Origin of the sequence: Lysobacter luteus, assembly GCF_907164845.1 — a bacterium.
GTDB classification, from domain to species: domain Bacteria; phylum Pseudomonadota; class Gammaproteobacteria; order Xanthomonadales; family Xanthomonadaceae; genus Novilysobacter; species Novilysobacter luteus.
Window position 1 is genome coordinate 921,106 of the sequence record NZ_OU015430.1, and the last position, 25,763, is coordinate 946,868.

General features: G+C 68.4%; 26 protein-coding genes. 16 read left to right on the top strand and 10 right to left on the bottom strand.

Annotated elements, in window-relative coordinates; genetic code table 11:
- Positions 1 to 7: 7 nt before the first annotated feature.
- From rfbD to KOD61_RS04340, 4 genes are all read left to right on the top strand, one after another.
- Entirely contained in the window at positions 8 to 901 is an 894-nt protein-coding gene (gene rfbD / locus KOD61_RS04325) for a dTDP-4-dehydrorhamnose reductase (protein ID WP_215219826.1), read from the top strand.
- Between the two features lie 142 nt (positions 902 to 1,043).
- On the top strand, positions 1,044 to 3,032 hold the full coding sequence (locus tag KOD61_RS04330) for an alpha/beta hydrolase family protein (protein WP_215219827.1): 1,989 nt from the start codon (positions 1,044 to 1,046) through the stop codon (positions 3,030 to 3,032).
- Between the two features lie 87 nt (positions 3,033 to 3,119).
- Positions 3,120 to 5,207, top strand: a complete 2,088-nt coding sequence (locus KOD61_RS04335) for a S9 family peptidase (protein ID WP_215219828.1) — start codon at positions 3,120 to 3,122, stop codon at positions 5,205 to 5,207.
- A gap of 109 nt (positions 5,208 to 5,316) precedes the next feature.
- Positions 5,317 to 6,567: a DUF819 family protein gene (locus KOD61_RS04340; protein ID WP_215219829.1), complete on the top strand. Its 1,251-nt coding sequence runs from the start codon at positions 5,317 to 5,319 to the stop codon at positions 6,565 to 6,567.
- A 60-nt stretch (positions 6,568 to 6,627) separates the two neighbouring features.
- Here the strand turns inward: KOD61_RS04340 and KOD61_RS04345 are convergent, their stop codons facing one another.
- From KOD61_RS04345 to KOD61_RS04365, 5 genes are all read right to left on the bottom strand, one after another.
- On the bottom strand, positions 6,628 to 7,638 hold the full coding sequence (locus tag KOD61_RS04345) for a magnesium and cobalt transport protein CorA (protein ID WP_215219830.1): 1,011 nt from the start codon (positions 7,636 to 7,638) through the stop codon (positions 6,628 to 6,630).
- Positions 7,639 to 7,667: 29 nt separating this feature from the next.
- Positions 7,668 to 8,846 carry a lipoprotein N-acyltransferase Lnb domain-containing protein gene (locus tag KOD61_RS04350; RefSeq protein WP_251370655.1) on the bottom strand — a complete coding sequence of 393 codons (1,179 nt, stop codon included), beginning with the start codon at positions 8,844 to 8,846 and terminating at the stop codon, positions 7,668 to 7,670.
- 55 nt (positions 8,847 to 8,901) lie between these two features.
- Positions 8,902 to 9,795 carry an HlyC/CorC family transporter gene (locus tag KOD61_RS04355; RefSeq protein WP_215219832.1) on the bottom strand — a complete coding sequence of 298 codons (894 nt, stop codon included), beginning with the start codon at positions 9,793 to 9,795 and terminating at the stop codon, positions 8,902 to 8,904.
- 81 nt (positions 9,796 to 9,876) lie between these two features.
- Complete coding sequence (gene ybeY, locus KOD61_RS04360) at positions 9,877 to 10,350, bottom strand: rRNA maturation RNase YbeY (protein WP_215219833.1); 474 nt, start codon at positions 10,348 to 10,350, stop codon at positions 9,877 to 9,879.
- A 19-nt stretch (positions 10,351 to 10,369) separates the two neighbouring features.
- Positions 10,370 to 11,353 carry a PhoH family protein gene (locus KOD61_RS04365; protein ID WP_215220283.1) on the bottom strand — a complete coding sequence of 328 codons (984 nt, stop codon included), beginning with the start codon at positions 11,351 to 11,353 and terminating at the stop codon, positions 10,370 to 10,372.
- 88 nt (positions 11,354 to 11,441) lie between these two features.
- Between KOD61_RS04365 and KOD61_RS04370 the strand changes: the two genes are divergently transcribed.
- Complete coding sequence (locus tag KOD61_RS04370) at positions 11,442 to 13,136, top strand: amidohydrolase (RefSeq protein WP_251370656.1); 1,695 nt, start codon at positions 11,442 to 11,444, stop codon at positions 13,134 to 13,136.
- A gap of 216 nt (positions 13,137 to 13,352) precedes the next feature.
- On the opposite strand, the gene miaB is transcribed toward KOD61_RS04370, so the two are convergent.
- Entirely contained in the window at positions 13,353 to 14,738 is a 1,386-nt protein-coding gene (miaB, locus tag KOD61_RS04375; protein WP_215219834.1) for a tRNA (N6-isopentenyl adenosine(37)-C2)-methylthiotransferase MiaB, read from the bottom strand.
- Positions 14,739 to 14,895: 157 nt separating this feature from the next.
- Between miaB and KOD61_RS04380 the strand changes: the two genes are divergently transcribed.
- The 6 genes from KOD61_RS04380 to KOD61_RS04405 all read left to right on the top strand — a co-directional run bounded on the left by KOD61_RS04380 (position 14,896) and on the right by KOD61_RS04405 (position 20,007).
- Positions 14,896 to 15,801 carry a lytic transglycosylase domain-containing protein gene (locus KOD61_RS04380; RefSeq protein WP_215219835.1) on the top strand — a complete coding sequence of 302 codons (906 nt, stop codon included), beginning with the start codon at positions 14,896 to 14,898 and terminating at the stop codon, positions 15,799 to 15,801.
- Between the two features lie 163 nt (positions 15,802 to 15,964).
- Positions 15,965 to 16,609 (top strand): ubiquinol-cytochrome c reductase iron-sulfur subunit, encoded by a 645-nt coding sequence (petA, locus tag KOD61_RS04385; RefSeq protein WP_215219836.1) that lies wholly within the window; start codon positions 15,965 to 15,967, stop codon positions 16,607 to 16,609.
- A gap of 3 nt (positions 16,610 to 16,612) precedes the next feature.
- Positions 16,613 to 17,872 carry a cytochrome b gene (locus KOD61_RS04390; protein ID WP_215219837.1) on the top strand — a complete coding sequence of 420 codons (1,260 nt, stop codon included), beginning with the start codon at positions 16,613 to 16,615 and terminating at the stop codon, positions 17,870 to 17,872.
- A 76-nt stretch (positions 17,873 to 17,948) separates the two neighbouring features.
- Positions 17,949 to 18,626: a cytochrome c1 gene (locus tag KOD61_RS04395; RefSeq protein ID WP_407074582.1), complete on the top strand. Its 678-nt coding sequence runs from the start codon at positions 17,949 to 17,951 to the stop codon at positions 18,624 to 18,626.
- A 161-nt stretch (positions 18,627 to 18,787) separates the two neighbouring features.
- On the top strand, positions 18,788 to 19,423 hold the full coding sequence (locus KOD61_RS04400; protein WP_215219839.1) for a glutathione S-transferase N-terminal domain-containing protein: 636 nt from the start codon (positions 18,788 to 18,790) through the stop codon (positions 19,421 to 19,423).
- 71 nt (positions 19,424 to 19,494) lie between these two features.
- Positions 19,495 to 20,007 carry a ClpXP protease specificity-enhancing factor gene (locus KOD61_RS04405; RefSeq protein WP_251370657.1) on the top strand — a complete coding sequence of 171 codons (513 nt, stop codon included), beginning with the start codon at positions 19,495 to 19,497 and terminating at the stop codon, positions 20,005 to 20,007.
- A 19-nt stretch (positions 20,008 to 20,026) separates the two neighbouring features.
- On the opposite strand, the gene KOD61_RS04410 is transcribed toward KOD61_RS04405, so the two are convergent.
- Genes KOD61_RS04410 through KOD61_RS04420 form a run of 3 tightly spaced genes read right to left on the bottom strand, consistent with a single transcriptional unit; the run spans position 20,027 to position 21,487 of the window.
- Positions 20,027 to 20,350 (bottom strand): DUF3301 domain-containing protein, encoded by a 324-nt coding sequence (locus KOD61_RS04410; protein WP_215219840.1) that lies wholly within the window; start codon positions 20,348 to 20,350, stop codon positions 20,027 to 20,029.
- Positions 20,351 to 20,354: 4 nt separating this feature from the next.
- Positions 20,355 to 21,221 (bottom strand): carboxylating nicotinate-nucleotide diphosphorylase, encoded by an 867-nt coding sequence (nadC, locus tag KOD61_RS04415; protein ID WP_215219841.1) that lies wholly within the window; start codon positions 21,219 to 21,221, stop codon positions 20,355 to 20,357.
- Positions 21,218 to 21,487, bottom strand: coding sequence for a Trm112 family protein (locus KOD61_RS04420; RefSeq protein WP_215219842.1), 270 nt, complete (start codon positions 21,485 to 21,487; stop codon positions 21,218 to 21,220). The genes nadC and KOD61_RS04420 overlap by 4 nt, the downstream gene beginning before the upstream one ends.
- 75 nt (positions 21,488 to 21,562) lie before the next feature.
- Here KOD61_RS04420 and purE point away from each other — a divergent pair, with 75 nt between their 5' ends.
- Positions 21,563 to 22,066 (top strand): 5-(carboxyamino)imidazole ribonucleotide mutase, encoded by a 504-nt coding sequence (gene purE / locus KOD61_RS04425; protein WP_215219843.1) that lies wholly within the window; start codon positions 21,563 to 21,565, stop codon positions 22,064 to 22,066.
- A 10-nt stretch (positions 22,067 to 22,076) separates the two neighbouring features.
- Positions 22,077 to 23,231: a 5-(carboxyamino)imidazole ribonucleotide synthase gene (locus KOD61_RS04430; RefSeq protein WP_215219844.1), complete on the top strand. Its 1,155-nt coding sequence runs from the start codon at positions 22,077 to 22,079 to the stop codon at positions 23,229 to 23,231.
- Positions 23,232 to 23,299: 68 nt separating this feature from the next.
- Here the strand turns inward: KOD61_RS04430 and KOD61_RS04435 are convergent, their stop codons facing one another.
- Positions 23,300 to 23,878, bottom strand: coding sequence for a superoxide dismutase (locus KOD61_RS04435; RefSeq protein ID WP_215219845.1), 579 nt, complete (start codon positions 23,876 to 23,878; stop codon positions 23,300 to 23,302).
- A 158-nt stretch (positions 23,879 to 24,036) separates the two neighbouring features.
- Between KOD61_RS04435 and grxD the strand changes: the two genes are divergently transcribed.
- The 3 genes from grxD to KOD61_RS04450 are packed head-to-tail and all read left to right on the top strand — an operon-like array spanning position 24,037 to position 25,718.
- The gene (grxD, locus tag KOD61_RS04440; protein ID WP_215219846.1) at positions 24,037 to 24,357 is read left to right on the top strand and encodes a Grx4 family monothiol glutaredoxin; all 321 of its coding nucleotides are present in this window, start codon (positions 24,037 to 24,039) and stop codon (positions 24,355 to 24,357) included.
- The gene (locus KOD61_RS04445) at positions 24,354 to 25,103 is read left to right on the top strand and encodes an SDR family NAD(P)-dependent oxidoreductase (protein ID WP_251370658.1); all 750 of its coding nucleotides are present in this window, start codon (positions 24,354 to 24,356) and stop codon (positions 25,101 to 25,103) included. The genes grxD and KOD61_RS04445 overlap by 4 nt, the downstream gene beginning before the upstream one ends.
- Positions 25,104 to 25,118: 15 nt before the next feature.
- Positions 25,119 to 25,718: a YhgN family NAAT transporter gene (locus KOD61_RS04450; RefSeq protein ID WP_215219847.1), complete on the top strand. Its 600-nt coding sequence runs from the start codon at positions 25,119 to 25,121 to the stop codon at positions 25,716 to 25,718.
- Positions 25,719 to 25,763: the final 45 nt, after the last annotated feature.

Sequence of the window (25,763 nt, forward strand, 5' to 3'; positions counted from 1 at the left end):
GGCGACGATGAAGATCCTGCTCCTCGGTGGCAACGGCCAGGTCGGCCATGAATGCCGGCGCAGCTTGGCGACGCTGGGCGAGGTGGTTATCACCACGCGCAGCGGAAACCTGCCCGACGGCACTGATTGCGAATCGCTTGACCTCGCCCGGCTCGACACCATCGCGCCGCTGGTCGAGCGGGTAGCCCCGGACGTCGTCGTCAATGCGACCGCCTACACCGCGGTGGATCGCGCCGAGGACGATGTCGACACGGCGTTCCTGATCAACCGCGACGCTCCGGCGCGCCTCGCCGAGGTGTGTGCGGCGCGCGGATCCCGCCTGGTGCATTTCTCGACCGACTATGTATTCGACGGCGCTGGCACGCGCCCCTGGCGTGAGGACGACGCCCCGGCACCGCTGGGCGTCTACGGCCAGAGCAAGCTCGCCGGGGAACAGGCGATCCAGGCCTCCGCCGCGCACCATTTGATCCTCCGCACGGCTTGGGTATACGGCCTGCACGGTGCCAATTTCCTGCTGACCATGCTGCGCCTGGCCGAGGAGCGGGAGGAGCTCAGCGTCGTGGCCGATCAGGTCGGTTCACCGACACCGGCGTGGCTGATCGCCGACGTGACCGCGACCATCCTTCGCCAGGGCATGGCGGCTTCCGGGGTCTGCCACCTCGTGAGTGCGGGACAGACCAGTTGGCACGGGTTCGCCGAAGCCATCTTCGACGAAGCGCACGACCTTGGCCTGCTTGCTCGAAAGCCCCGGGTAACGCCGATCCCGACCTCCGGCTTTCCGACGCGGGCGACGCGCCCTGCCTACTCGGTGCTGGACACGGGCCGTCTGGAACGCGAGTTCGGCATCGAGCTTCCGGCGTGGCGACAAGCCCTGCGCACTACACTGCAGCAGCGCGCCTGACGCTCGATCGGGTTAGGCTTTAGCGGGGCCGCAATACGCAGTCCCGCAAGACGACGGGGAACGTCGAGTATCCAGTGCTGCCAGCTCCGCCGCGGCTGTTCCCGGCGGGGTGCACGGCTGAGCTAACGGACAGAGGGATCGCATGAAGCATTTGTTCTGGGGAGTGGTGTTGGGCGCGGTGCTGGCAGTGCCGGCCGCGCATGCAGTGCAGGTCGAGTCGTACGTCAAGGACGACAAGTTCGACCAGATCAAGATTTCGCCAACCGGCGAGTACTTCGCGGCGACCGTGCCGCTGGACGACGGCCGCAAGACCGCGCTGGTCATCATGCGCCGCAGCGACAACGCCGTAACCGCCACCTTCATGCAGGGCACCAATACCCATGTGGCGGGTTTCCAATGGGTCAACGACGAGCGTGTGCTGATCAGCCTGGCCGAGAAGTTCGGCGCGCTAGAGCAACCCGGCTCGACTGGCGAGCTCTACGGCATCAATGCCGACGGAAGCCAAGCCGACATCCTGGTGGGCCAGCGGGTCCACGGCGGCGGGCCGGGCACGCGCATCCAGCCCAAGAAGGTGGAGCGGATCGCGGCATTCCTCGTCGACGACCTGCCGGCGGACGATCGCCACGTGATCATCTCGGTCAGCCCGTTCCACGCGGATGCGTTCACCGACGCCGAACGCATGGATGTCTACTCGGGCCGGCGCTTCAAGGTGGCGTCCGCACCCGTACGCAATGCTTCGTTCGTGACGGACAACCGCGGCGTGGTGCGGTTTGCGGTCGGCTCCGGCACCGACAACCGCCTGCGGCTCTACTACCGCGATGGCGAGGGCGCGCCCTGGGAGCTGCTCAATGACCAGTCGACCACCGGCATTGCGCAGTGGCCCGTGGGGTTCGCTGCCGATGACCGCACCGCCTACCTCAGGACAGAGAAGCCCGACGGGCCGGATGCGATAGTCGCCTATGACATAGGCACCGGCAGCCAGCGCGAAGTCCTGCGCGACGACAGTGTCGATCCGACCGCCATGATCTACCGCAACGGGACCTCGGTGCCGGTCGGCGCCTTCTTCATGGACGGACGGTTCCGTACCGAGTTCTTCGACGACCAGGCACAAGAGGCCCGCCTCTATCGCAGCCTTGAGGCGGCCTTTGCGGATCAGGCGGTGGAGATCACCTCGCGCACTGCGGACGGCCGGATTGCCCTGGTCCAGGTCTGGAGCGACCGTAACCCTGGCGACTTCTATCTCTTCGATACCGTGGAGAAGAAGGCCGAGCATCTCCTGAGCCGGGCGGAGTGGCTCGACCCCGAACAACTGGCCGCGAAGCGACCGGTGCAGATCACCGCCCGCGACGGCTTGGTGCTGCACGGTTATGTGAGCGTCCCGGCCGGTTCGAGCGGGAAGGATCTGCCCACCGTCGTGATGCCGCACGGCGGCCCGTTCGATGTCCGCGACACGTGGGCGTTTGACGGCGACGTCCAGATGCTGGCCGATGCCGGCTACGCGGTGCTCCAGCTGAACTTCCGGGGATCGGGTGGCTATGGAAGGGCATTCACCTCGGCGGGCGCGCGCCAATGGGGCCAGGCCATGCAGGACGACCTGACGGACGCCACCCACTGGCTGGTCGAGCAGGGCATCGCTTCCGCCGACCGGATCTGCATCTACGGCGCGAGCTACGGTGCTTATGCGGCGCTGATGGGCGCGGCCCGCGAGCCGGACCTGTACCGGTGCGCCGCCGGTTATGTGGGCGTCTACGACCTGCCGACCATGCATACCCACGGCGACATCCAGGAGCGGGGCTCCGGGGAAAACTACCTGCGTGAGTGGCTGGGGGAGCGCGATTCACTCGCCGCCTTCTCGCCCAATCGGATGGCCGACCGGATCAAGATCCCGGTGTTCCTGGCGGCCGGTGGCGAGGACGAGCGCGCGCCGGTCCAGCACACCCGGATGATGGAACGTTCGCTCATCCAGGCGGGCCTGCCGGTGGAGAGCCTGTACTACGACAACGAGGGGCACGGGTTCTACCGTCCCGAGCACAAGCGCGAGTACTACACCCGCCTGCTCGCATTCCTCGCCCGGCACCTGGGAGGCGAACCCGCCACTGACGCAACGGATGGGGCCGTGGCGTCCGACTAGCCTGCTGGGCCGCACACAGCCCGCCCTTTGCCGGCCACCGCGCCTGCGCCTACCATCGGGGATCGTCGATCCCGGGGAAAATCCGCCATGAACCTGCGTCAAGCCGTGCTGCCGGTGCTGATCGCGCTTGTCCTGCCCGCCATGAGCCCGTTGGCCGTCGCGGCCACGCGCGGTCTCCAACCGAAGGACCTGGCAACGCTGGACCGCTGGTCCTCGCCGGTGCTGTCGCCGGACGGCCGGCTGCTGGTGGTCGCCAAGCGCGAGGTCGACTTCGATGGCAACAAGGCCGCGACCTCCCTCTGGCTCGAGAACCTGGTGGCGCGCGACGCCGCGCCGCCGGTCCGGCTGACGCCGGAGGGCTGGAACGTCAACTCGCCGGTGTTTTCGCCGGACGGTGGCGTTGTCTACTTCCTGAGCGGCAAGTCGGGCAGCTCCCAGCTGTATTCGATACCGGTGGACGGCGGCACGCCGCGCCAGCTCACCGACTTCCCGGTGGACGTGGGCGGGTTCCAGGTGTCGCCCGACGGACAGCGCATCGCCTTCAATGCCGAAGCCTTCATCGACTGCGGCAGCGACCTGGCGTGCACCGGCAAGCGGCTCAAGGCCGAAGCCGACAGCCCGGCGACCGGGGTGGTGTACGACCGCATGTTCGTCCGCCACTGGGACGCCTGGAACGACGGCCGGCTCAACCGCGTGTTCGTCGCGACGCTGCCGGGCGACGGGGCCGCGGTCAGCACCGCGACCGCGATCGCATCCGACGTCGTCGCCGATATCCCGTCCCGGCCGTTCGGCGACAGCAGCGAGTACACCTGGGCACCCGACGGTCAGTCGCTGGTGCTCAGCGCGCGCACGGCGGACCGCACCGAACCTTGGTCGACCAACTTCGACTTGTACCGGGTCAGCGCCGACGGCAGTGGTGCCGCCGAGAACCTGACCGCCGGCAACCCGGCCTGGGACACCGGCGCGGTGTTCGGTGACGCCAACACGCTGTACTACCGCGCGATGAAGCGGCCCGGCTTCGAGGCTGACCGCTTCGGCCTGATGGCCATGGACCTGGCCACCGGCGAGCGACGCGAGATCGCGCCCGGATGGGACCGCTCGGCCGGCAGCGTCGTGGTCTCCGAGGATGGCGAAACCCTCTACGTCACCGCGCAGGACACCGGCGAGCATCCGCTGTTCGCCGTGCACGTCGACAGCGGCGGCGTCACCGAGATCATTGGCGACGGCAGCATCGGGTCGGTGTCGCTGGCCGGCGGCACGCTCGCGTTCACCCGGGCCACCCTGGCCAGTGGGGCGCAGGTGTTCGTCGGAGGTATCAACGGCGCACCCGAGCGGGCCATCACCCCGAGCGCGGCCGACATGCTGCCGGAGGTGGGCTTCGGCGCGTTCGAACAGTTCACCTTCAACGGTTGGAACAACGAGACCGTGCACGGCTACGTGGTCAAGCCGTGGAACTACGAGGAAGGCCGCAAGTACCCGGTCGCCTTCCTCATCCACGGCGGGCCGCAGGGCAGCTTCGGCAATGGTTGGAGCTACCGCTGGAACCCGCAGACGTACGCCGGTCAGGGCTATGCCGTGGTCATGATCGACTTCCACGGCTCGACCGGGTACGGGCAGGCGTTCACCGATGCCATCAGCCAGCACTGGGGTGACCGTCCGCTGGAAGACCTGCAGAAGGGCTGGAAGGCCGCGCTGCGCAAGTACCAATTCCTGGACGGCGGCAACGCCTGTGCACTGGGCGCCAGCTACGGCGGCTACATGGTCAATTGGATCGCGGGCAACTGGCACACGCCGGCATCCGGTGCCTGGAAGTGCCTGGTCAACCACGACGGCGTGTTCGACACCCGCATGATGGGCTTCGTCACCGAGGAACTGTGGTTCACCGAGTGGGAAAACGGCGGCACGCCGTGGACGGCCCCGCAGAACTACGAACAGTTCAATCCGAGCCGGCACGTCGACAAATGGCGGGTGCCGATGCTGGTGGTGCATGGCGAGCAGGATTTCCGGATCCCGGTCAGCCAGGGGCTGGCGGCGTTCACCGCGCTGCAGCGCCAGGGGATCAAGTCGAAGTTCCTGTACTTCCCCGACGAAAACCACTGGGTGCTCAAGCCGCACAACAGCGTGCTGTGGCACGAAACGGTCAACGACTGGCTGCAGCAGCACCTGGGCCAGTGATCCAATGACGCCGGGGCAGGCGTGGAGCGCGCGCTGCCCCGGTGGTTCCCCATAGACGAGGGCCGCACGCGGCCCGGGCCAGGATGCCCGCCCCAACGGAGTGTCCCGCATGGCCCCAGCCGCATCGACCGCCCTGATCACCAACGACGCCACCGTCCTGGGCCTGCTGGCCATCACACTGGGTGCGGTGTTCTGGACGGCCTCGCGGCCCAACGGCTTCTGGCAACGGTTCTACACCTACGTGCCGGCGCTGCTGATGTGCTACTTGCTGCCCTCGATCTACCACAGCATCGGGCTTATCGACGGCAACCTGTCGGGTCTGTACCCGATGGCCCGTGACTACCTGTTGCCCAGCTCGCTGGTGCTGCTGTGCATCGCCATCGACCTGGGTGCGGTGCTGCGGCTCGGTCCCAAGGCCGTGATCATGTTCCTCACCGGCACCGCGGGTGTGATGCTCGGTGGCGTGGTGTCGCTGCTGGCCATGGGCGTCATCCATCCCGAGGCGGTGGCCGGCGAGACCTGGCGCGGCATGACCACGGTTGCCGGCAGCTGGATCGGCGGCGGTGCCAACCAGGCGGCCATGAAGGAAGTGTTCGACGTCGAGACCACGCTGTTCGGCCAGTTCGTCGCGGTCGACGTGCTCGTGGCCAATGTCTGGATGGCGGTCCTCCTGCTGATGGCGGCCCGCGCCAATGCGTTCGACCGCTGGACCCGCGCCGACACCAGCGCGATCGACGACCTCAAGCAGCGCATCGAGGCGTTCCAGGCGCAGCATTCGCGTATCCCCACGCTGACCGACCTGATGGTCATCCTCGCGGTTGGCCTCGGTGCCACGGGCCTGTCGCATGGGTTGGCCGACCCGCTCGTGTCGTGGATCGGGACGTTGCCGGCCGAGTGGCGCCTGCGCGACTACAGCCTTGACTCGCGCTTCTTCTGGATCGTGGTGTTCGCCACCACCATCGGCCTGCTGCTGAGCTTCACGCGCGCCCGCCAGCTCGAAGGTGCCGGCGCCTCGCGGGTGGGATCGGCCATGCTCTACGTGCTGGTGGCGACCATCGGCATGCACATGGACCTCGGCGCCTTGTTGGATCGTCCATGGCTATTCCTGCTCGGCCTGATCTGGATCTCGGTGCATGCCGCCCTGATGCTCGGCGTCGCCAAGCTGATCCGGGCGCCGCTGTTCTTCATGGCGGTGGGCTCGCAGGCGAACATCGGTGGCGCGGCATCGGCCCCGGTGGTCGCAAGTGCATTCCACCCGGCGCTCGCTCCGGTGGGCGTCCTGCTGGCCGTGCTCGGCTATGCCCTCGGCACGTACTGCGCCTACATCACCGGCTTGCTGCTGCAGGCGATCGCAACCTGATCGCCGCCGCACCGGCGCCCGCAGGAGCGCGGGTGCCGCTTCACGGGTCAAATGGAACAGCTAGAGCCAGCGCGCGCGCTTGAACATCCGGTAGAGCACGATGCAGACCGTGCCGACCACGCCGACCAGCACGGCGTAGCTCCAGCGCCCATGCAATTCGGGCATATGCACGAAGTTCATGCCGTACCAGCTGGCGATCAGCGTCGGCGCGGCGAGCAACGCCGCCCACGCGCCCAGACGCTTGACGGTCTCGCCCTGGCGGACGGTCACCAGTGACAGGTTCACGCTGACCGCCGCGGTCAGCATCTCGCGCAGGGTGTCGGTGGATTCGTTGATGCGGACCGCATGGTCGTGCACGTCGCGGATATAGAGCTGGATCTCCTCGTCGAGCAGCCCCCCGCGCACGCGGGTGAGCTGGCCCAGGATGTCCTGCAACGGCGCGACCGCCATGCGCAACCGGGTGAGCTCGCGCTTGAGGTCGTAGAGCTTCTGGACGGTGCCCTTGCGGAATTCCTCGGCGAAGATGTCCTGCTCGAGTGCGTTCAGGGCGTTGCTGAACTCGTCGACGATCGGCAGGAAGTTGTCGACCACCATGTCCAGGACTGCGTACAACGCGGCGCCCGGGCCGTGGCGCAGGAGATCCGGTTCGCGCTCCATCCTCGCGCGTGCAGCGGTGTAGCTGCTCGAGGCGCCATGGCGAACGGTGACGAGGTAGCGGGGTCCCACGAACACGTGGGTCTCGCCGAAGCGGATATGGCTGTCGATCGTCTGCGCGGTGTGCAGCGCGATGAAGAGTGACTGCCCATAGGTTTCGATCTTCGGCCGCTGGTGGGCGTGGTGGGCGTCCTCGACCGCGAGGTCGTGAAGCCCGAACTCCTCCTGCAGCTTGTCCAGCACGCCCTCGCCGGGTTCGTACAGGCCGACCCAGACGAAGCTGCCGTCGTCGACCGCGAGTACGTCGCTGATCGCGTCGAGCGTGATGTCGCGACGTTCGCCGTTGCGGTCGTAGGCCGCGCAGTTGACGACGCTGTCGGGCATCGAGGCGGCGGGTGGGGGTGGCGGAAGGCTCATGACGCCATCGTGCTCCGCCGCCAAGGGCCTCACAAGCGCCGGGGGGGCGCGCGCCTCGGATGCCGGCCGAAGGTCCAGGCCAGTGCCAGGTGGACCGGCCACAGCAGCACGATCCAGTGCAGGTGGCGTTGCGGCAACGCGCTCAACCAGTACGCGAACAGAGCGAACAGCGGCAGCGCCGCCACCAGCCACAACAGCCAGCGGAACCACGTGCCCGGCACGCGGCCGCGCAGCAGCGACACGCTGCCCGGCAGCAGCAGCCAGCACAGCGGGTTGAACAGCAACAGGCCGTGGTTGGCCCAGCCGAACCGGTGCGCCGTGCCAAACCAGATGAAGAGCATCAGTGCGCCCGCCAGGCCGGCAACGGCCCAGGTGAGCGCGGCGATGCCGGCGACCGCACGCGGCGCCCGCGCGCCGAGCCAGGCCAGCCCGGCGGCAACCAGCAGGCCGGCCAATGCCCAGCGCGGCCACCGTGCGGGAATGGTTTGTGGTTCCGGTGCAAGACGATGCGGCAGGATCTGCTGCTCACTGGCGACCAGGGGTCGGCCGTCGGGCAAACGGGTCTCTCGCAGTGCGGCGGCGAGCCGCATCGGCACGAACGCCTCGGCCCAGCGTGACAGCGGCCGGTCGGCAGACGGCCCGAGCCCGATGTCGAAGCCCAGCCACATGGCCGGCTCCGGCGACGCCAGCCGCACGGCTTCGGTGCGGTAGGTGCTGCCTTGCGAGCGTCCCTCCATCTGCCGGCGCAGCGCACCACCGAGCGCGCCGTCGATCGCGTCGCGTACGCGCGTCGAGCAGTTGTCCAGGAAGTAGTCGTAGCCGTAGTGCGCGTTCTCGGGCAGCGCGTTCACCGCAAGCGAATCGGCCAGCTCCCGCGCGACGTCCGGGTTCAGGTCGAGCCACTGGATGTCGACCCCGCGCCCTTCGTCGCGGTAGATCGCCATGTCCTGCTCGAAGGGCAGGGCGGCCAACCGGTAGCGTGGTTCGCCACGGATGAACCGGCTGACGAAATCGGGTTCGGTCGGGTCAAAGAATCCGTAGTTGTACGAGGTCGCCTCGCCACTGGCGGGATCGACCACCACCAGCGCGTTGTGGCCGAACCGTTCCCAGAAGATCTCGCCGGGTTGCATCGTGGCGACGCCGATGCGGGGCGCAGCCATCGTGGTGCCGACCAGCAACGCCAAGACCACCAGTAGGCCTGCCTGCATCCATCGCCGGATGCGCGCTGCTCGCCGAAGGTGCGCACCCGCGCCCGCCATGCCGTCAGGCATCGCCGAGCACGCTCACGTGGAAGGCGTGCACCCGCCGCGCATCCGCGCTGGCGACCCGGAACACGAAGCGATCAAGCGTCAACTCCTCGCCCGCCTCGGGCAGGTGGCCGATGGCGGCGATGACCAGGCCGCCGATGGTGTCGTATTCGTCGTCGTCGAAGTCGGCCCGGAAGCGCTCGTTGAAGTCCTCGATCGGGGTCAGGGCGTCGACCACGAACTGGCCGTCGGCCTGTGCGGCGATCAGCGCGTTCGGGTCCTCGGCGTCGTCGTGCTCGTCGTCGATCTCGCCGACGATCTGCTCCAGGACGTCCTCGATCGTGAGCAGGCCGGCGACGCCGCCGTGCTCGTCGATCACGATCGCCATGTGGTTGCGCGACTGGCGGAATTCGCGCAGCAGGATGTCCAGCCGCTTGGATTCGGGGATCAGCACCGCCGGGCGCAACAGCGCGTGGATGCTCGCCGGGCCGTCGTCGGCAACGACGCCGCGCAACAGGTCCTTGGCCAGCAGGATGCCGAGGATTTCGTCCTTGTCGTCGCCATGGACCGGGAAGCGCGAGTGGCCGGACTCGACCACCAGCTTCATCAGTTCCAGGAACGGCGCCTCGGCCGGCAAGGCGACCATCTGCGAGCGCGGGATCATCACGTCGCCCACGGTGAGGTCGGACACGGCAATCGCGCCCTCCATCATCGTCAGGGTGTCGGCCTCGATCAGCCCATCGGCCTGCGCATCGCGCAGCAGCTCGACCAGGTCCTCACGGGTGGTGGGCTCGCCGGACAGCGCGGAGCTGATCCGGTCCAGCCATGAGCGACGCTTGTCACCGCCCCGGTGGTCGGGCGCATCGGTCGCTTGGGGATGGGCGTGGGTACTACTGTCGTCCTCGGACATTGAATGTGTTCATGAATACGCCCGGGGGATGGGCGTCTGGGCGAGTCTATCGCATCGGCTTGGCCGCCGAGGCCGCGCAGCTCACTCGGCGACGAGGTAGGGGTCGTCGATGCCGAGCGTGGCGAGGATCTCGCGCTCAAGCTGCTCCATGCATTCGGCCTCGCGCTCGTCCTCGTGGTCCCAGCCCAGCAGGTGCAGGGCGCCGTGGACGGTCAGGTGGGCGTAGTGGTCGGCCAGGCGCTTGCCCTGTTCACGCGCTTCGCGGGCGACTACCGGGGCGCAGATGACCAGGTCGCCCAGCACCGGCAGTTCGACGCCTTCGGGCAACTCTGCAGGGAAGCTCAACACGTTGGTGGCGTAGTCCTTGCCGCGGTAGTGGCGGTTGAAGGCGCGGCCTTCCTTGGCGTCGACCAATCGGATGGCCAGGTCGGCGCGCCGGATCCGTCCGTCCAGCGCTGCGGCCACCCAGCGACGGAAGCTGACCGCCGACGGGATGCCGGCCCGCGGCACGCCGTAGCTGATGGATACGTCCAGGAGGGTAGCGGGCTGGCTCATGGGGCGTCCTGCGAACCGGTCAGCCGGGGCCGGACTGCGCGTCCTGCGCATCGCGGGCGTCATAGGCGTTGACGATGCGTGCCACCAGCGGATGGCGCACCACGTCGCGCGATTCGAAGAAGGTGAAGCTGACCCCGTCGACCTCGCGCAGCACGTCCAGGGCGTCGCGCAGGCCTGACTTCTGGTGCTTGGGCAGGTCGATCTGGGTGAGGTCGCCGGTCACCACCGCCGTGCTTCCGTATCCGATACGGGTAAGGAACATCTTCATCTGCTCGATCGTGGTGTTCTGCGCCTCGTCGAGGATCACATACGCGTCGTTAAGCGTGCGTCCGCGCATGTAGGCCAGCGGCGCGATCTCGATGACGTTCTTCTCCAGCAGCTTGACCACCTTCTCAACGCCGAGCATCTCGTACAGCGCGTCGTACAGCGGCCGCAGGTAAGGGTCGACCTTCTGGGTGAGGTCGCCGGGCAGGAACCCGAGCTTCTCGCCCGCCTCGACGGCCGGGCGTACCAGCACCAGTCGCTGGACCCGCGATTCGTTGAGGGCCTCGACCGCACTGGCGACCGCGAGGAATGTCTTGCCGGTGCCCGCCGGACCGATGCCGAAGTTGATGTCGTGGGTGGCGATCGCGTGCAGGTACTTGGCCTGGTTGGCGCCGCGACCGCGGATCGTGCCGCGCTTGACCCGTATGGTGACTTCCTGCGGCTCGATATCGTCGTTGACCAGGGCATCGGCATCGATCGCCGCCAGTGCAAGGTGCACCGCCGGCTCGTCCAGCGCGTCCCCGGCCGCGTCGTCCCACAAGCCGCGCAGCAGGGCCTCGGTCTTGCGGACCATCGCCTTGGGGCCGGTCAACCGGTAGACGTTGCCGCGGCTGGCGACCTCCACCCCGGTGCGCAGCTCGATCATGCGCAGATGGCCGTCGAACGGTCCGTTGAGGTTGGCCAGGCGCTCGGCGTCGGGCGGGTCGAGGGTGAATTCGGCAGTCGTGCGTGCAGCCATCGCAGTGGGGGTCTTCAATGGGCATTCCAGCTTGCGCCCGCACGGGGTATTTCGCAAAGTGCGAGGGACTTCGACGCGGGGAACGGGCATGCGCAATACACGGGGACAGGCGCCAGCGGTGCTGCTGGCCGCCTTGATGTCGGTGGCGCTTGCCGCGCCGGCGTTGGCTAACGACGGCGTGACGTTGCTCAGCGCCGCGCGCATCCACACGATGGACCCCGCCCGGCCGCAGGCCGGGGCGATGGCCTATGACCGCGACGGCACGATCGTCGCGGTCGGCACGCGTGAAGACCTGCTGGCGCGCTACCCGGCGGCGACGCAGATCGACGCGGGCAACGCGACCGTGATACCCGGCCTGATCGACGCTCACGGGCATGTCGCCGGCCTCGGCCAATCGCAGATGCAGGCGGACCTGGTGGGTGCCGGCAGCAAGGAAGAGGTGCTCCGCCGGCTGCGCGCGTTTGCCGCGGATCTGCCGGACGGCGCGTGGCTGCTGGGCCGTGGCTGGGACCAGAACGACTGGCCGGAACGTACGTTCCCTACCGCCGCCGATCTCGATGCCGCCTTCCCCCGACGCCCGGTCTGGCTGACCCGTATCGACGGCCATGCCGGATGGGCCAACAGCGCCGCGATCGCCGCCGCCGAAGCCGCCGGTGGGCGCGACCTGTCCGGTGACTGGCAGCCCGACGGTGGTCGCATCGTCCGCGGCGCCAACGGCCAGCCCAGCGGGATCTTCGTCGACGCCGCCATGGCGCAGGTCGATTCGGCCATGCCGGGCACTGATGCGGAGGCAGCCGAACGTGCGCTTGCCGTGGGCATGCAGCTGGCGGTCGAACACGGCCTGACCGGCGTCCACGACGCAGGGGTGTCATTGCAGCAGTTGCGCGCCTACCAGGCGTTGGCCGATCGCGGCGAGATGCCGCTGCGGGTGTATGCGATGGCCGACGGCGATGGGGAGGCGCTGGCATGGCTGTGCAGCAACGGCCCGTATGAGCACCCGGATGGCCGCCTGCAGATGCGCGCGGTCAAACTTTACGTGGATGGAGCGCTCGGCAGCCGCGGCGCGGCGCTGATCGAGGACTACAGCGACGACGCCGGCAATGACGGCCTGCTGCTGATGACCCCCGACCAGCTGGTCGATACCGCCGCGCGCGCCAAGGGGTGTGGTGTGCAGGTCGCAACCCACGCGATCGGCGACCGCGGCAACCGCGTGGTGCTCGATGCGTTCGAGCAGGTGCTTGGCCGCGACGCCGGCACCGATCACCGCTGGCGGGTCGAGCACGCACAGATCCTGACTGCTGCCGACATCCCGCGTTTCGCCGCGCTGGGCGTGGTCGCCTCCATGCAGCCGACCCATGCCACCTCGGACATGCCGTGGGCGGCCGACCGCGTCGGCCCGGATCGCATCCAGTGGGCCTACGCCTGGCGCAAGCTGCGTGATGCCGGCGCGCGGCTGGCGCTGGGCTCCGACTTCCCGGTGGAGTCGGTCGATCCGCGCCTGGGCCTGCATGCCGCGGTCACCCGCAGGAATGCGCAGGAGGCACCGGCGGGCGGCTGGATGCCGCAGGAAAAACTGACCGCCTGGGAAGCCATGCGCGGCTTCACCCGTGATGCGGCGCACGCCGGGTTTGCCGAGGACCACGTCGGCAGCCTCGCGGTCGGGCAGCGTGCCGACTTCGTCCTGCTTGCGCAGGACCCGCTGGCGGTCGAACCGCACCAACTGGACGAGCTCGAGGTGCTGGCAACCTACGTCGATGGCGAGGCGGTGTACCGCCGCCCGTAACCGTCCGATCCGCCCGGCGTCAACGGCGCCGGGCGCGGACGATCAGGGCCACGCCCACGCATGCCAGCACGCAGCTCCCGGCGAGCCAGATCCATGCCACCGGCGTGGGGTCGAAGACGTCGCCCTCGAGCGCGCGCAGCCGGAACTGCAGCAGTCCAAGCGCGGCAATCGCGCAAAACCAGAGCCCGAGGGCGTAGCGTCGGAGGAGCGGGCGGCTCAGGATTCGACGCCCGCGACCCGACCACGCAGCGAGTTGCTGAGCGCCTCGGTGATCACCACGTCGACGAACCGGCCGACCAGCCGGGGGTGTCCCGCGAAGTTCACCGACCGCATGTTCTCGGTCTTGCCGGTGAGCTCGTTCGGGTCCTTGCGCGATGGGCCCTCGACCAGCACCTTCTGCACGCTGCCGACCATCGCCCCGGAAATCCGGTGGGCGTTGTCGTTGATCGCCGCCTGCAACCGCGACAGCCGTGCATGCTTTTCCCCGCTGCCGGTCGTGTCTTCCAGGTCTGCCGCCGGCGTGCCGGGGCGACGGGAGTAGATGAACGAGAAGCTCTGGTCGAAGCCCACGTCGGCGATCAGCTTCATGGTCTTCTCGAAATCGGCGTCGGTCTCGCCCGGGAAGCCGACGATGAAGTCCGAGCTGATCGAGATATCCGGCCGCACCTCGCGCAGCTTGCGGACCTTCTGCTTGAACTCCAGCGCGGTGTAGCCGCGCTTCATCGCGCTGAGCACGCGGTCCGAGCCGGACTGAACCGGCAGGTGCAGGTAGTTGGCCAGCTCCGGGACATCGCGGTAGGCCTCCACCAGCGAGTCGGAGAACTCCAGCGGGTGCGAGGTGGTGAAGCGGATGCGGTCGACCCCGTCGATCTCCGCGATGGTCCGGATCAGCAGGCCCAGGTCGGCGGTGTCGCCGTCGCCGAGCGGGCCGCGGTAGGCGTTGACGTTCTGGCCCAGCAGGTTGATCTCGCGCACGCCCTGGGCCGCCAGTTGCGCGACCTCCACGAGTACGTCCTCGAAAGGCCGGCTCACTTCCTCGCCGCGGGTGTAGGGCACCACACAGAAGGAGCAGTACTTCGAGCAGCCCTCCATGATCGACACGAAGGCGCTGGGGCCGTCGGCACGGGGCTCGGGCAGGCGGTCGAACTTCTCGATCTCGGGAAAGCTGATGTCCACCTGCGGCTGCCCGGAGGCGCGGCGGTCGCGGATCAGCTCCGGCAGGCGGTGCAGCGTCTGGGGTCCGAACACGAGGTCCACGTACGGGGCGCGCTTGACGATCGCCTCGCCCTCCTGGCTCGCCACGCAGCCGCCCACGCCGATCAGCACCGGCTTGTCACCCGCCTTGAGGGACTTCCAGCGGCCAAGCTGGCTGAAGACCTTCTCCTGGGCTTTTTCGCGGATCGAGCAGGTATTCACCAGGATCACGTCGGCTTCTTCGACGTTCGTGGTCAGTTCGAGGCCTTCTGCGGCGGCCAGCACGTCGGCCATCTTGGCCGAGTCGTACTCGTTCATCTGACACCCGTGGGTCTGGATGAAGAGCTTGCCGGTGGGACGGGCCACGGCTTCGGCGGCCGGGAAGAGCGGGGCGGTGGATTCGGTCATGGGGCGGTCCGGGAGGGGCGGTGGTTATTCCGCGCCGGAGGTGGCTGACTGGGAACCCAACAGTCTAGCGCGCGACGGCGGCCATCCCGCGCAGTCCGTCGCGTTTTGCGGAATGAGGGGGTTGGCAACGCCCGGGCGAAGGGGGAGACTCGCGGCCATGAGGGGGAGCATTGTGTTTCTGGGGCTCGCATGCCTGCTGGTCGCCACGCCCGTGGCCGCCGGCACCGTGTACCGGTGCGACAGCGCCGACGGGGGTCGCAGCTATGTCAGCAAGCGCATCCCCGGCGCCAGTTGCAGTGCGATCAGCAGCTACACCGCCAGCAAGTCGCCTCCGCCCCCGTCCCGTCCTGCGCCCTCCGCGGCCGTGGGCAGCGCTTCGCCGGCCAGCACCACCGCCGGTTCGCCGGTTTCGGTGGGCACGGCCGCCGGCACGTCCATGACCAATGCCGCGCCGGTGAAGTCCGTCCAGCCGGGTGCGAGCGGCTCACGGCTGGTCCAGGGGCAGGTGTACTCCTATATCAAGGACGGCGTCCGCCACTACACCAGCAGCCGTCCCAAGGGCGCCGTCGCCCGGGCGAGTTCGGTACGGACGATCAGCTACAGCTTCCTCGAGACCTGCTATGCCTGCGCCGCCAAGCCGGGGGTCAACTTCGGCAACGTGCGGCTCAACACCGCGGCCTACCGCGACGAGATCGCCGCGGCTGCGAAGAAGCACGGCGTCGATGAAGCGATCGTGCGCGCGATCATCCATGCCGAGTCCGCGTTCAATCCCAATGCCCTGTCCCGGGTCGGCGCGCAGGGCCTGATGCAGCTGATGCCCGCCACCGCGAGGCGGTTCGGCGTGGGCAATGCGTTCGACGCCGCACAGAACATCCACGGCGGGGTCGAGTACCTGGCCTGGCTGCTCAAGCGCTTTGACGGCAACCTGACCCTGGCCGCCGCCGGCTACAACGCGGGCGAGGGCAACGTCGACAAATACAAGGGAGTGCCGCCCTTCAGCGAGACGCAGCGCTACGTGCAGCGCGTCGGGGTGCTGGCCGAGCGGTACCGCGCCGCCCAGTAGGATGGTGGGGGCGTCGTGGCGCCGGTCGCGGCGCGATGGCGTGCAACCGGATTGTCGGTTCGTTAACCGTTCCGTTACACTTCCCCGTCTTTTGAGCCGCCAGCCGTCGCCAGTGGTGCAGGCCGTGCGGTGAACGTCGAATTCAAGATTTGCGGAGTGCCGGATGGCCAACCAAGGGATCCATGATCCTCGCAGCGAGCACGCGGGCGAGCCCGTCAACCACGGTCGCCGCAGGTTCCTGACTGCGACCACCGCCGTGGTCGGCGCCGTAGGCGCGGGCTTCGTCGCGGTGCCCTTCATCAAGTCGTGGAACCCCAGCGAGCGCGCCAAGCTCGCCGGTGCGCCGGTCAGTGCCGACATCAGCACGCTCGAGGTCGGCCAGCGGCTGGTCCTGGAATGGCGCGGCCAGCCGATCTGGATCGTGCGTCGCTCGCCGGAGATCCTGCAGGCACTGCCGACCCTCGACGACCAACTGCGCGACCCGATGTCGGAGAACCCCGAGCAGCAGCCCGAGTACGTGCTGGAAGGCGACGCGCACCTGCGCTCGATCAAGCCGGAAGTCTCCGTGCTGGTCGGCCTGTGCACCCACCTGGGCTGCTCGCCGGAAATGAAGGCCGAGATCCGGCCCGAGCCGTTCGATACGAACTGGAAGGGCGGCTACTTCTGCCCGTGCCACAAGTCCAAGTTCGACATGGCCGGCCGCGTCTATGCGGGTGTGCCCGCGCCGACCAACCTGGTGGTCCCGCCGCACCACTACGAAAACGACACCACCCTCGTCATCGGTGTCGACCCGCAGGGAGCCGCATAAACCATGGCCAACATCTTCACCCGCAGCGCCAATGGCGTGATGGACTGGGTCAACGAACGCGCGCCCGCGCTTGCGCCGATGTACCGCAAGCACATGAGCGAGTACTACGCGCCCAAGAACTTCAACATCTGGTACATCTTCGGCGTGCTGTCGCTGGTGGCTCTGGTCAACCAGATCCTCACCGGTATCTTCCTGACGATGCATTTCAAGCCGAGCGCGGCGGAAGCCTTCGCCTCGGTCGAATACATCATGCGCGACGTGGAGTGGGGCTGGCTGATCCGCTACATGCACTCCACCGGTGCGTCGCTGTTCTTCGTTGTTGTCTATATCCACATGTTCCGCGGGCTGATGTACGGCTCGTACCGCAAGCCGCGCGAGCTGGTGTGGGTGCTCGGCATGCTCATCTACCTCGTCCTGATGGCCGAGGCATTCATGGGCTACGTGCTGCCGTGGGGCCAGATGTCCTTCTGGGGCGCCAAGGTCATCATCTCGCTGTTCGGTGCCATCCCGGTCATCGGTAACGGGCTGACCGAGTGGATCATGGGCGACTACCTGCCCGGCGACGCGACCCTCAACCGGTTCTTCGCCCTGCACGTCATCGCCGTGCCGCTGGTGCTGCTGCTGCTGGTGGTCCTGCACCTGGGCGCGCTGCACGAGGTCGGTTCCAACAACCCCGATGGCGTCGAGATCAAGAAGGGCCCGAAGGGCAACCGCTGGTCGCCGACCGCGCCGACCGACGGCATCCCGTTCCACCCGTACTACACGGTCAAGGACACGGTGTTCGTCGGCTTCTTCCTGATGCTCGCGGCGTTCATCATCTTCTTCGCGCCGGCATTCGGGGGCTGGTTCCTCGAGCACGACAACTTCACCGAGGCCAACCGCCTGGTGACGCCCGCGCACATCAAGCCGGTCTGGTACTACACGCCTTACTACGCCATGTTGCGCGTCATCCCCGACAAGCTCGGCGGCGTGATGGTGATGTTCGGCGCGATCGCCATCCTGTTCGCGGTGCCGTGGCTCGACCGCAGCAAGGTGCATTCGGTGCGCTACCGCGGCTGGATCTCCAAGGCCATGCTGGCGCTGCTCGCGGTCTGCTTCGTGTGGCTGGGCAAGATCGGCGCCGGCCCGGGTACCGACCCGGTGGAGACGCAGATCGGCCGTGTCCTGACCTTCCTTTACTTCGCCTTCTTCATCACGATGCCGCTGTGGACCAAGATCGACAAGACCAAGCCGGTGCCGGAACGGGTGACGACGCATGACTAAGTCCAAGCGCTTCCGCAACCGCCTGTTTGCCCGTTTCACCACCGTCGTCGCCGGCGTGCTGGTGTCGGCCTCGGCGATGGCCGCCACCGGCGGCGACCTGCAGCAGTCCGGCGTTGACCTGGGCGACCAGGCGTCCCTGCAGCGCGGCGCCCAGCTGTACATGAACTACTGCTCGGGCTGCCACTCGCTCAAGTACCTGCGTTACTCGCGCATTGCCGAGGACCTGGGCCTGACCGAAGAGCAGGTCATGGACAACCTGAACTTCACCGGCGCCAAGTTTGGCGAGCAGGTGATGGTCTCGATGCCGGAGGCCAACGCCACCGAATGGTTCGGCAAGATGCCGCCGGACCTGAGCCTGATCTCGCGCGTGCGCGGCAGCGACTGGATCTACACCTACCTCAAGTCGTTCTACCTGGACGAGTCGAGCACGCTGGGCTGGAACAACAAGCTGTTCCCGGCGGTGTCGATGCCGAACCCGCTGTGGGAGCTCCAGGGCCTGCAGCACGCGGAGTTCGGCGAGCCTGACGCAACCGGCGAGCGCCCGGTGACCGGCCTCAAGGTCACCCAGCCCGGCTCGCTTGACCCGCAGGCGTTCGACCAGTCCGTCCGGGACATCACCGCATTCCTCGAGTACGCCGGCGAACCGGCCGCCCTCAAGCGCCAGAGCATGGGCGTCTGGGTGATCCTGTTCCTCGCCGCGTTCACGTTCCTCGCCTGGCTGTTGAAGAAGGAATACTGGCGAGACGTGCACTAGGCGATCCCGGTGCAACGGCCCGCACGCATGTGCGGGCTTTGCCATGCGGACCCGGTTGTCCCGGTGCCGTCGGGGCGACCAACTCGAGGCCGTGACGACCGCCCGCGCTGGGTGGGCGGCGTCTTGCGACCGGCGGATTCCGGTTGCTGGAGAGGTCGATGATGGCGGCGAGTCCACGCATGCGTAATGCCCTTACCCTGTTCTCCTCGAACGATTGCGTCCTTTGCCACCGCGTGCGGCTGGTGCTGGCCGCCAAGGGCGTCACCTACGACCTGATCCCGGTCGACCCGCAGAATCCGCCGGAAGACCTGGTCGACCTCAATCCGTACCACTCGGTGCCGACTTTGGTCGAGCGCGACCTGGTGCTGTACGCCGCCAGCGTGGTCAGCGAATACCTCGACGAGCGCTATCCGCACCCGCCGCTGATGCCGGTCGACCCGCTGTCGCGTGCCCGACTGCGGCTGGCGATGCTGCGGCTCGAGCACGACTGGGTGCCGCAGGTGCAGGCGATCCAGCTGGGCAACAAGGCCCAGGCCGATGCCGGTCGCAAGCGCCTGAAGGAACTGCTCACCGCCTCGGTGCCGCTGTTCAAGGCGTTCAAGTTCTTCCTCAACACCGAAATGAGCCTGGCCGACTGCGCCATGGCGCCCATCGTGTGGCGCCTGCCGGCACTGGGCGTACCGCTGCCCAAGGACGGCAAGGCGATCGAGGATTACGGCAACCGGATCTTCCGGAACCCCGGCTTTACCCGCAGCCTGACCGAGCAGGAGCGCCGCCTCCGCGAGCTGCCCGCGTAGGGCCTCGGGGTGGGCCGCGGTCCCGGCTCGGAAGCCGTCGCGCACGCGCGCGACTGCACTAGACTGCACGCATGAATGACAGCGCCACCCCGATGACCAGCCATCGCCCGTACCTGCTGCGGGCGCTGTACGAATGGATCGCCGACAACGACATGACCCCGCACCTGCTGGTCGATGCGACCCGGCCGAGCGTGCAGGTGCCGGCGCACGCGGTGAATGACGGCCGGATCGTGTTGAACATCGCCGAGCGCGCCGTGTCCGGCCTGCAGATGGACAACGAGCTGATCCGCTTCAGCGCCCGGTTCGGCGGCGTCAGCCAGTCGATCTCGGTGCCGGTGGGTGCAGTGCTGGCGATCTATGCACGCGAAACCGGGCAGGGCATGGCGTTGCCTGAAGAGGCCGAGGACGGTGACGGTCGCCATTCCGTCCAGGACGAGGGTGCCCGGCCGATCCTGAGCGCGGTCCCAAGCGAGCCAGGCGACCCGCAGTCCCCAGCGCAGGATCCTGACGTTGATGGCCCGGACGATCCGGACAGCGGAGGCCCCGGCCCGCGCCGCGGCTCGCACCTGCGCGTGGTGAAGTAGCCCGCGCGCCAGCGCGACCCTACTGCAGGCGCGCCGGTTGCGGCGCCAGCGGCCCGGTGAAGGACACGAGACGGTCCCCGCGCAGCACCAGCCGGCCGGCATGGCGGTCTTCACCGTTGCGGGAATAGTCGAAGCGGAACGTGCGCTCCCAGCCGAGCCAGCCGCTGTCCAGCCGGCACAGTTTCAGCCCGATCGCATGCACGCTCTCGTCGAGCCACTGAACGCCGGCGGCACGGCATGCGTCGCGGCCGACTGCTTCGGCCCGCTCGGCCGCGGCCCGGCCGGCACTCCAGAACCCGAACGCGGCGGCACCGGCAATCATCAACAGCAGGAGCGTCGGCATCGGCTCAGGGTCCGGTCGGCGGCGGGCCGAGCTTGAGGGACAGGTCGATCGCGCGGATGTGCTTGGTCAGGCCGCCGATCGAGATGAAGTCGACCCCGTCGGCAGCAATCGCGCGCAGGCCGGGCAGGTCGACACCGCCGGACACCTCGAGCGGGACCGGGCGCGGATGGGCAGCCACTACCGCCACGGCCTCGCGTCGCGTCGCCGCATCGAAATCATCAATCAGGATGCGGTCGCAACCGACGGCCAGCGCTTCGCGCAGCTGGTCGAGCGTCTCGACCTCGACGATCAGCGGCAGGCCGGGCTGGGCGGCGCGCGCCGCTCGGATCGCCGCGGTGAGCGACCCCGCTGCGCGGACGTGGTTTTCCTTCAGCATCACCGCGTCGTAGAGGCCCATGCGGTGGTTGCAGCCGCCACCGACGCGGACCGCGTACTTCTGGGCCTGGCGCAGGCCGGGGATGGTCTTGCGGGTATCGAGGATCCGCGCGCCGGTGCCGTCCACGGCGGCGACGTGTTCGGCCGTGGTGGTGGCGGTGGCGGACAGGGTCTGCATGAAGTTCAGCGACGCGCGCTCAGCGCTGACCAAGGCGCGGGTCCGTCCCTCGAGGGTGGCGAGCACGGTGCCGGCGGCGACTTGCGTGCCCTCTTCGACGCGCCAATCGATGCGCACGTCTGGGTCGAGTGCACGGTGGCAGGCGTCGAACCACGGCCGGCCACAGACCACGGCGTCCTCCTTGCAAAGCAGGTAGGCGCAGTCCGGCCCGTCGGCCAGCAGGGCGGCGGTGACGTCGCCGGTGCCAATGTCCTCGGCCAGCGCGGCGGCCACGTCGGCGGCAACCGCCTCCCCGGGGATCGCGAAAGCGGCCGTCATGCGGCGGGGAACCCGTCGACCCCGGTGGTCACGATGGCCTCCTCGGCGAGCAGCACCGGGATACCGTCGTCGACCCGGTAGACGCGCTTGCGGTCCCGGGTGACCAGCGCCTCGCGCACCGCGGTCGCCTGGGGGCTGCCGTCCCCGCGGACGACGCTGCCGCCGGCAATGGCCTGGTTGAGCGCCTCCAGCCCCCGGCTGTCGAGCAGCGCCACGGGCTGGCGGGTGGCGGGGCAGACGAGCAGGTCGAGCAATTTGCGGTCCACGTGGGTGGCTCCTTGCGTGGCGGTGAAGCACCGGCGGAAGGTCGGTAGAATACCGTTTTGCCGCAGGCCTGGACCATGACAGACACCGCGCACGCGCCGCTCGTCGGCCTCGTGATGGGCTCCCGCTCGGACTGGGAGACGATGCAGCACGCGGCCGCGAGGCTGGAGGCGATGGGGGTGCCGCACGAGGTCCGCGTGGTTTCGGCCCACCGCACGCCCGACGTGCTTTTCGACTACGCCGCCAGCGCGGCCGGGCGGGGCTTGCGCGCGATCATCGCCGGGGCCGGCGGCGCCGCCCACCTTCCGGGGATGCTGGCAGCCAAGACCGCGGTGCCGGTGCTGGGCGTGCCAGTGCAGTCCAAGGCGCTCAACGGGATGGATTCGCTGCTGTCGATCGTGCAGATGCCGGCCGGCGTGCCGGTGGCGACGTTCGCCATCGGACAGGCGGGTGCGGCGAACGCAGCGCTGTTCGCGGCCGCGATGCTCGCCCCCGAATACCCCGCGGTTCGTGACGCGCTCGACGCCTTCCGCATCCGGCAAACCGAAGACGTGGCCGACAACGATGATCCCCGCAAGTGACGCGCGCACGATGAGCACCGTAGGCATCCTCGGCGGCGGCCAGTTGGCCCGCATGCTCGCGCTGGAAGGTGCGCCGCTGGGCGTGCGCTTCCTGGTGATGGACGCGGTTGCGGACGCCTGCGCGGGGCAATTCGCCCCAATGGTGGTGGGCGACTACACCGACCAGGCCGCGCTTGCCGAGTTCGCTTCGCGTATCGACGTGGCCACTTTCGACTTCGAGAACGTGCCCGCCGAGTCCGCCCGCTGGCTGACCGAGCGGGTCGCGGTCTACCCCAATCCGCGCGCGCTGGGCACCGCCCAGGACCGTTTGGCCGAAAAGACCCTGTTCCGGGAACTCGGTATTCCGGTGCCGCCGTTCGCCACGATCGACACCCGTGCGCAACTTGATGCCGCGATCGCCGACGTGGGCACGCCGTGCATCCTCAAGACCCGTCGGCTCGGCTATGACGGCAAGGGCCAGTTCCGGATCCGTTCGTCGGCCGACGCCGACGCCGCGTGGGACGCACTGGGTGTGCAGGCCGACAAGGTCGGGTTGATCCTCGAAGGTTTCGTCGCGTTCCAGCGCGAACTGTCCGTCGTGGCCGTGCGCGGACGCGACGGCGAGTTCCGTACCTGGCCGTTGACCGAGAACTGGCACGTCGACGGCGTGCTTTCGGCGAGCATCGCGCCGGCGGTCGTTCCGCAGGCACTGGCGGACACGGCATGCGCCTACGCCCGGCAACTGGCGGAGGCACTCGATTACGTGGGTGTGTTCGCGCTGGAGCTGTTCTGCCGGGACGGCGAGTTGCTCGCCAACGAGCTGGCGCCACGCGTGCACAACTCCGGGCACTGGACGATCGAGGGCGCCGAGACCAGTCAGTTCCAGAACCATCTGCGCGCCGTGCTCGGCCTGCCCCTGGGCTCCACCCGGATGGTGGGCCACGCCTGCATGTTGAACTGGATCGGAGCGATGCCCGATGCCGCGCCGGTGCTGGCCGAACCGGGTGGCCACTGGCACGACTACGGCAAGGAACCCCGCGAAGGCCGCAAGGTTGGCCACGCGACGCTGCGTGCCGAGTCGGTTGACGCCTTGTCCATCGCCTTGGAGCGGGTCGGAAGTGCGCTCGGCCGCGAAGCGCAGGTCGCGCCGGTCATCACGCGCCTGCAGGACGCGATACCCGCCTAGACGGGACCTGCACAACGGAAAACGGCCGGGTCGCCCCGGCCGTTTCGTATCAGTCAACGCGGCTGCGATCACTTCATGTTCGAAGCGACGAACTCCCAGTTGACCAGGTTCCAGAACGACTCGACGTACTTCGGACGCGCGTTGCGGTAGTCGATGTAGTACGCGTGCTCCCAGACGTCGCAGGTCAGCAGCGGGGTGTCCTCGCCGGTCAGCGGGGTGTTGGCGTTGGAGGTGCTGACCAGGGCCACGGTGCCGTCGGGACGCTGAACCAGCCACGCCCAGCCCGAGCCGAAGGTCTTGATCGCGGTTTCGCTGAACTGCTCCTTGAACTTCGCGAAATCCCCGAACGCCTTGGTGATGGCGCCGGCGACCTTACCGGTCGGCTCGCCGCCGCCATTGGGCGACATGCAGTTCCAGAAGAAGGTGTGGTTCCAGACCTGCGCAGCGTTGTTGAACATCCCGCCCTGCGACTTGCGGATGATCTCCACCAGGTCCATGTCGGCGAACTCGGTGCCCTCGATCATCTTGTTGAGGTTGTCGACGTAGGCCTTGTGGTGCTTGCCGTGGTGGTAGTCGAGCGTCTCGGCGGAGATGTGCGGCTCGAGCGCGGCGCGGTCGTAGGGCAGGGGAGGCAGTTCAATGGCCATGGGCGGACTCCTTGTTGAGGCTGGCGGTGCCGGCCGGACCCGCGCAAGCGTCTGGCGATCGCGTGGGCCGGTCCGGCGGCTTACAATCCCCATTCTATCCCCACGCCTTGTTGGCTGGCCGCGAACGGCTGGTACAGCGCATCCCAGGAGCTACTCCAATGTCCGTGATTGAGCGGATCCAGGCCGAGGTCGAAGGCCACCCGATCGTGTTGTTCATGAAGGGGAACGCCCAGTTTCCGATGTGCGGCTTCTCCAGCCGCGCAGTGCAGGCGCTGCAGACCGCCGGTGCCACGTCCCTGCACACCGTCAACGTGCTGGAAGACCCGGAGATCCGCGCCAACCTGCCGCGTTTTTCCAACTGGCCGACGTTTCCGCAATTGTTTATCCACGGCGAGCTGATCGGGGGCTGCGACATCACCATGGAGCTGTTCGAGTCGGGCGAACTTGCCCGCATGATCAGCGAAACCCAGAGCCAGTGACGCCCGGATCCAACGGCGCCGGTGCAGCCCTGGAGGGGCGCGTCGTGCTGGTCAGCGGCGCCGCCGGTGGGCTCGGCTCGGCCGCTGCACGGGCCTGCGCGCGGGCCGGAGCGACGGTGGTGCTGCTCGGGCGCAAGGTGCCGCGGCTCAACCGCGTGTACGACGCGGTGGCGGCTGACGGGCCGGAGCCGATGCTGTACCCGCTGGACCTGGAGGGCGCCGGCCCCGACGACTACGCCGAACTGGCCACGCGCCTGGAGGCCGAGCTGGGCCGCCTCGATGGCATGCTCCACTGCGCGGCCGAGTTCCGCGGCCTGACCCCGCTGTTGCAGACCGACCCGGCCGCGTTCGCGCGCGCGATCCACGTCAACCTGACGGCGCCGTGGTGGCTGAGCCAGGCCTGCCTGCCGCTGCTGTCGCGCAGTTCCGACGCCGCGCTGGTGTTCGTGCTGGACGACACGGCACGGGTAGGCAAGGCCAACTGGGGCGGCTATGGCGTTGCCCACCACGGGCTCGCCGGACTGGTGGGGATGCTCCATGCCGAGTTGGCCAACTCGACGGTGCGGGTGTCGGGGCTGCGACCGGGTCCGATGCGGACCGGCCTGCGCGCCCGTGCCTACGTGGAGCAGAACGACCGCGTTGCCCGCGATCCGGCCGCGGCCGCGCAGGCCTGCGTGACCCTGCTGTCGGCCGCCGGGGCCGGGCATCGTGGCCAGGTGTGGTCACCCGCCGGGTCGGCGGACTGAATGGAAGGCACTGGAATGACGATCGCCTCGGCCGCCCTGCTGCTGTTCCTGATCCTTGATCCGCTGGGCAACATCCCGGTGTTCCTGAGCCTCTTGCGGACGCTGCCGCCAAAGCGCCAGCGGATCGTGCTGGCGCGCGAGCTGCTGATCGCGCTCGGTGTGCTGATGGCGTTCCTGTGGGGTGGCAAGTACTTCCTCGAGGTGATGCACCTGCGGCAGGAGTCGGTATCGATCGCCGGCGGCATCGTCCTGTTCCTGATCGGCATCCGGATGATCTTCCCGCCGCCGGAGGGGCTGATGGGCGAGTTGCCCGACGGCGAGCCCTTCATCGTGCCGATGGCCATCCCGCTGGTGGCCGGGCCGTCCGGCATGGCGGCGGTGATGCTGATGGGCAGCAACGAGCCCCACCGGCTGGGCGAATGGAGCCTGGCACTGCTGATCGCCTGGGGCGCCACCGCGGCGATCCTGTTCTCGGCGACGGTGCTTTACAAATGGCTGGGCCGACGCGCGCTGACCGCGGTGGAGCGCCTGATGGGCATGCTGCTGGTGGCGATATCGGTCCAGATGTTCCTGGACGGGCTCGGTGCCTACCTGCAGATCACTCCCGGCGTATGACAGCTGGAAGGCGACTGTCATGAAACCGTCAACCATTCGCACTAG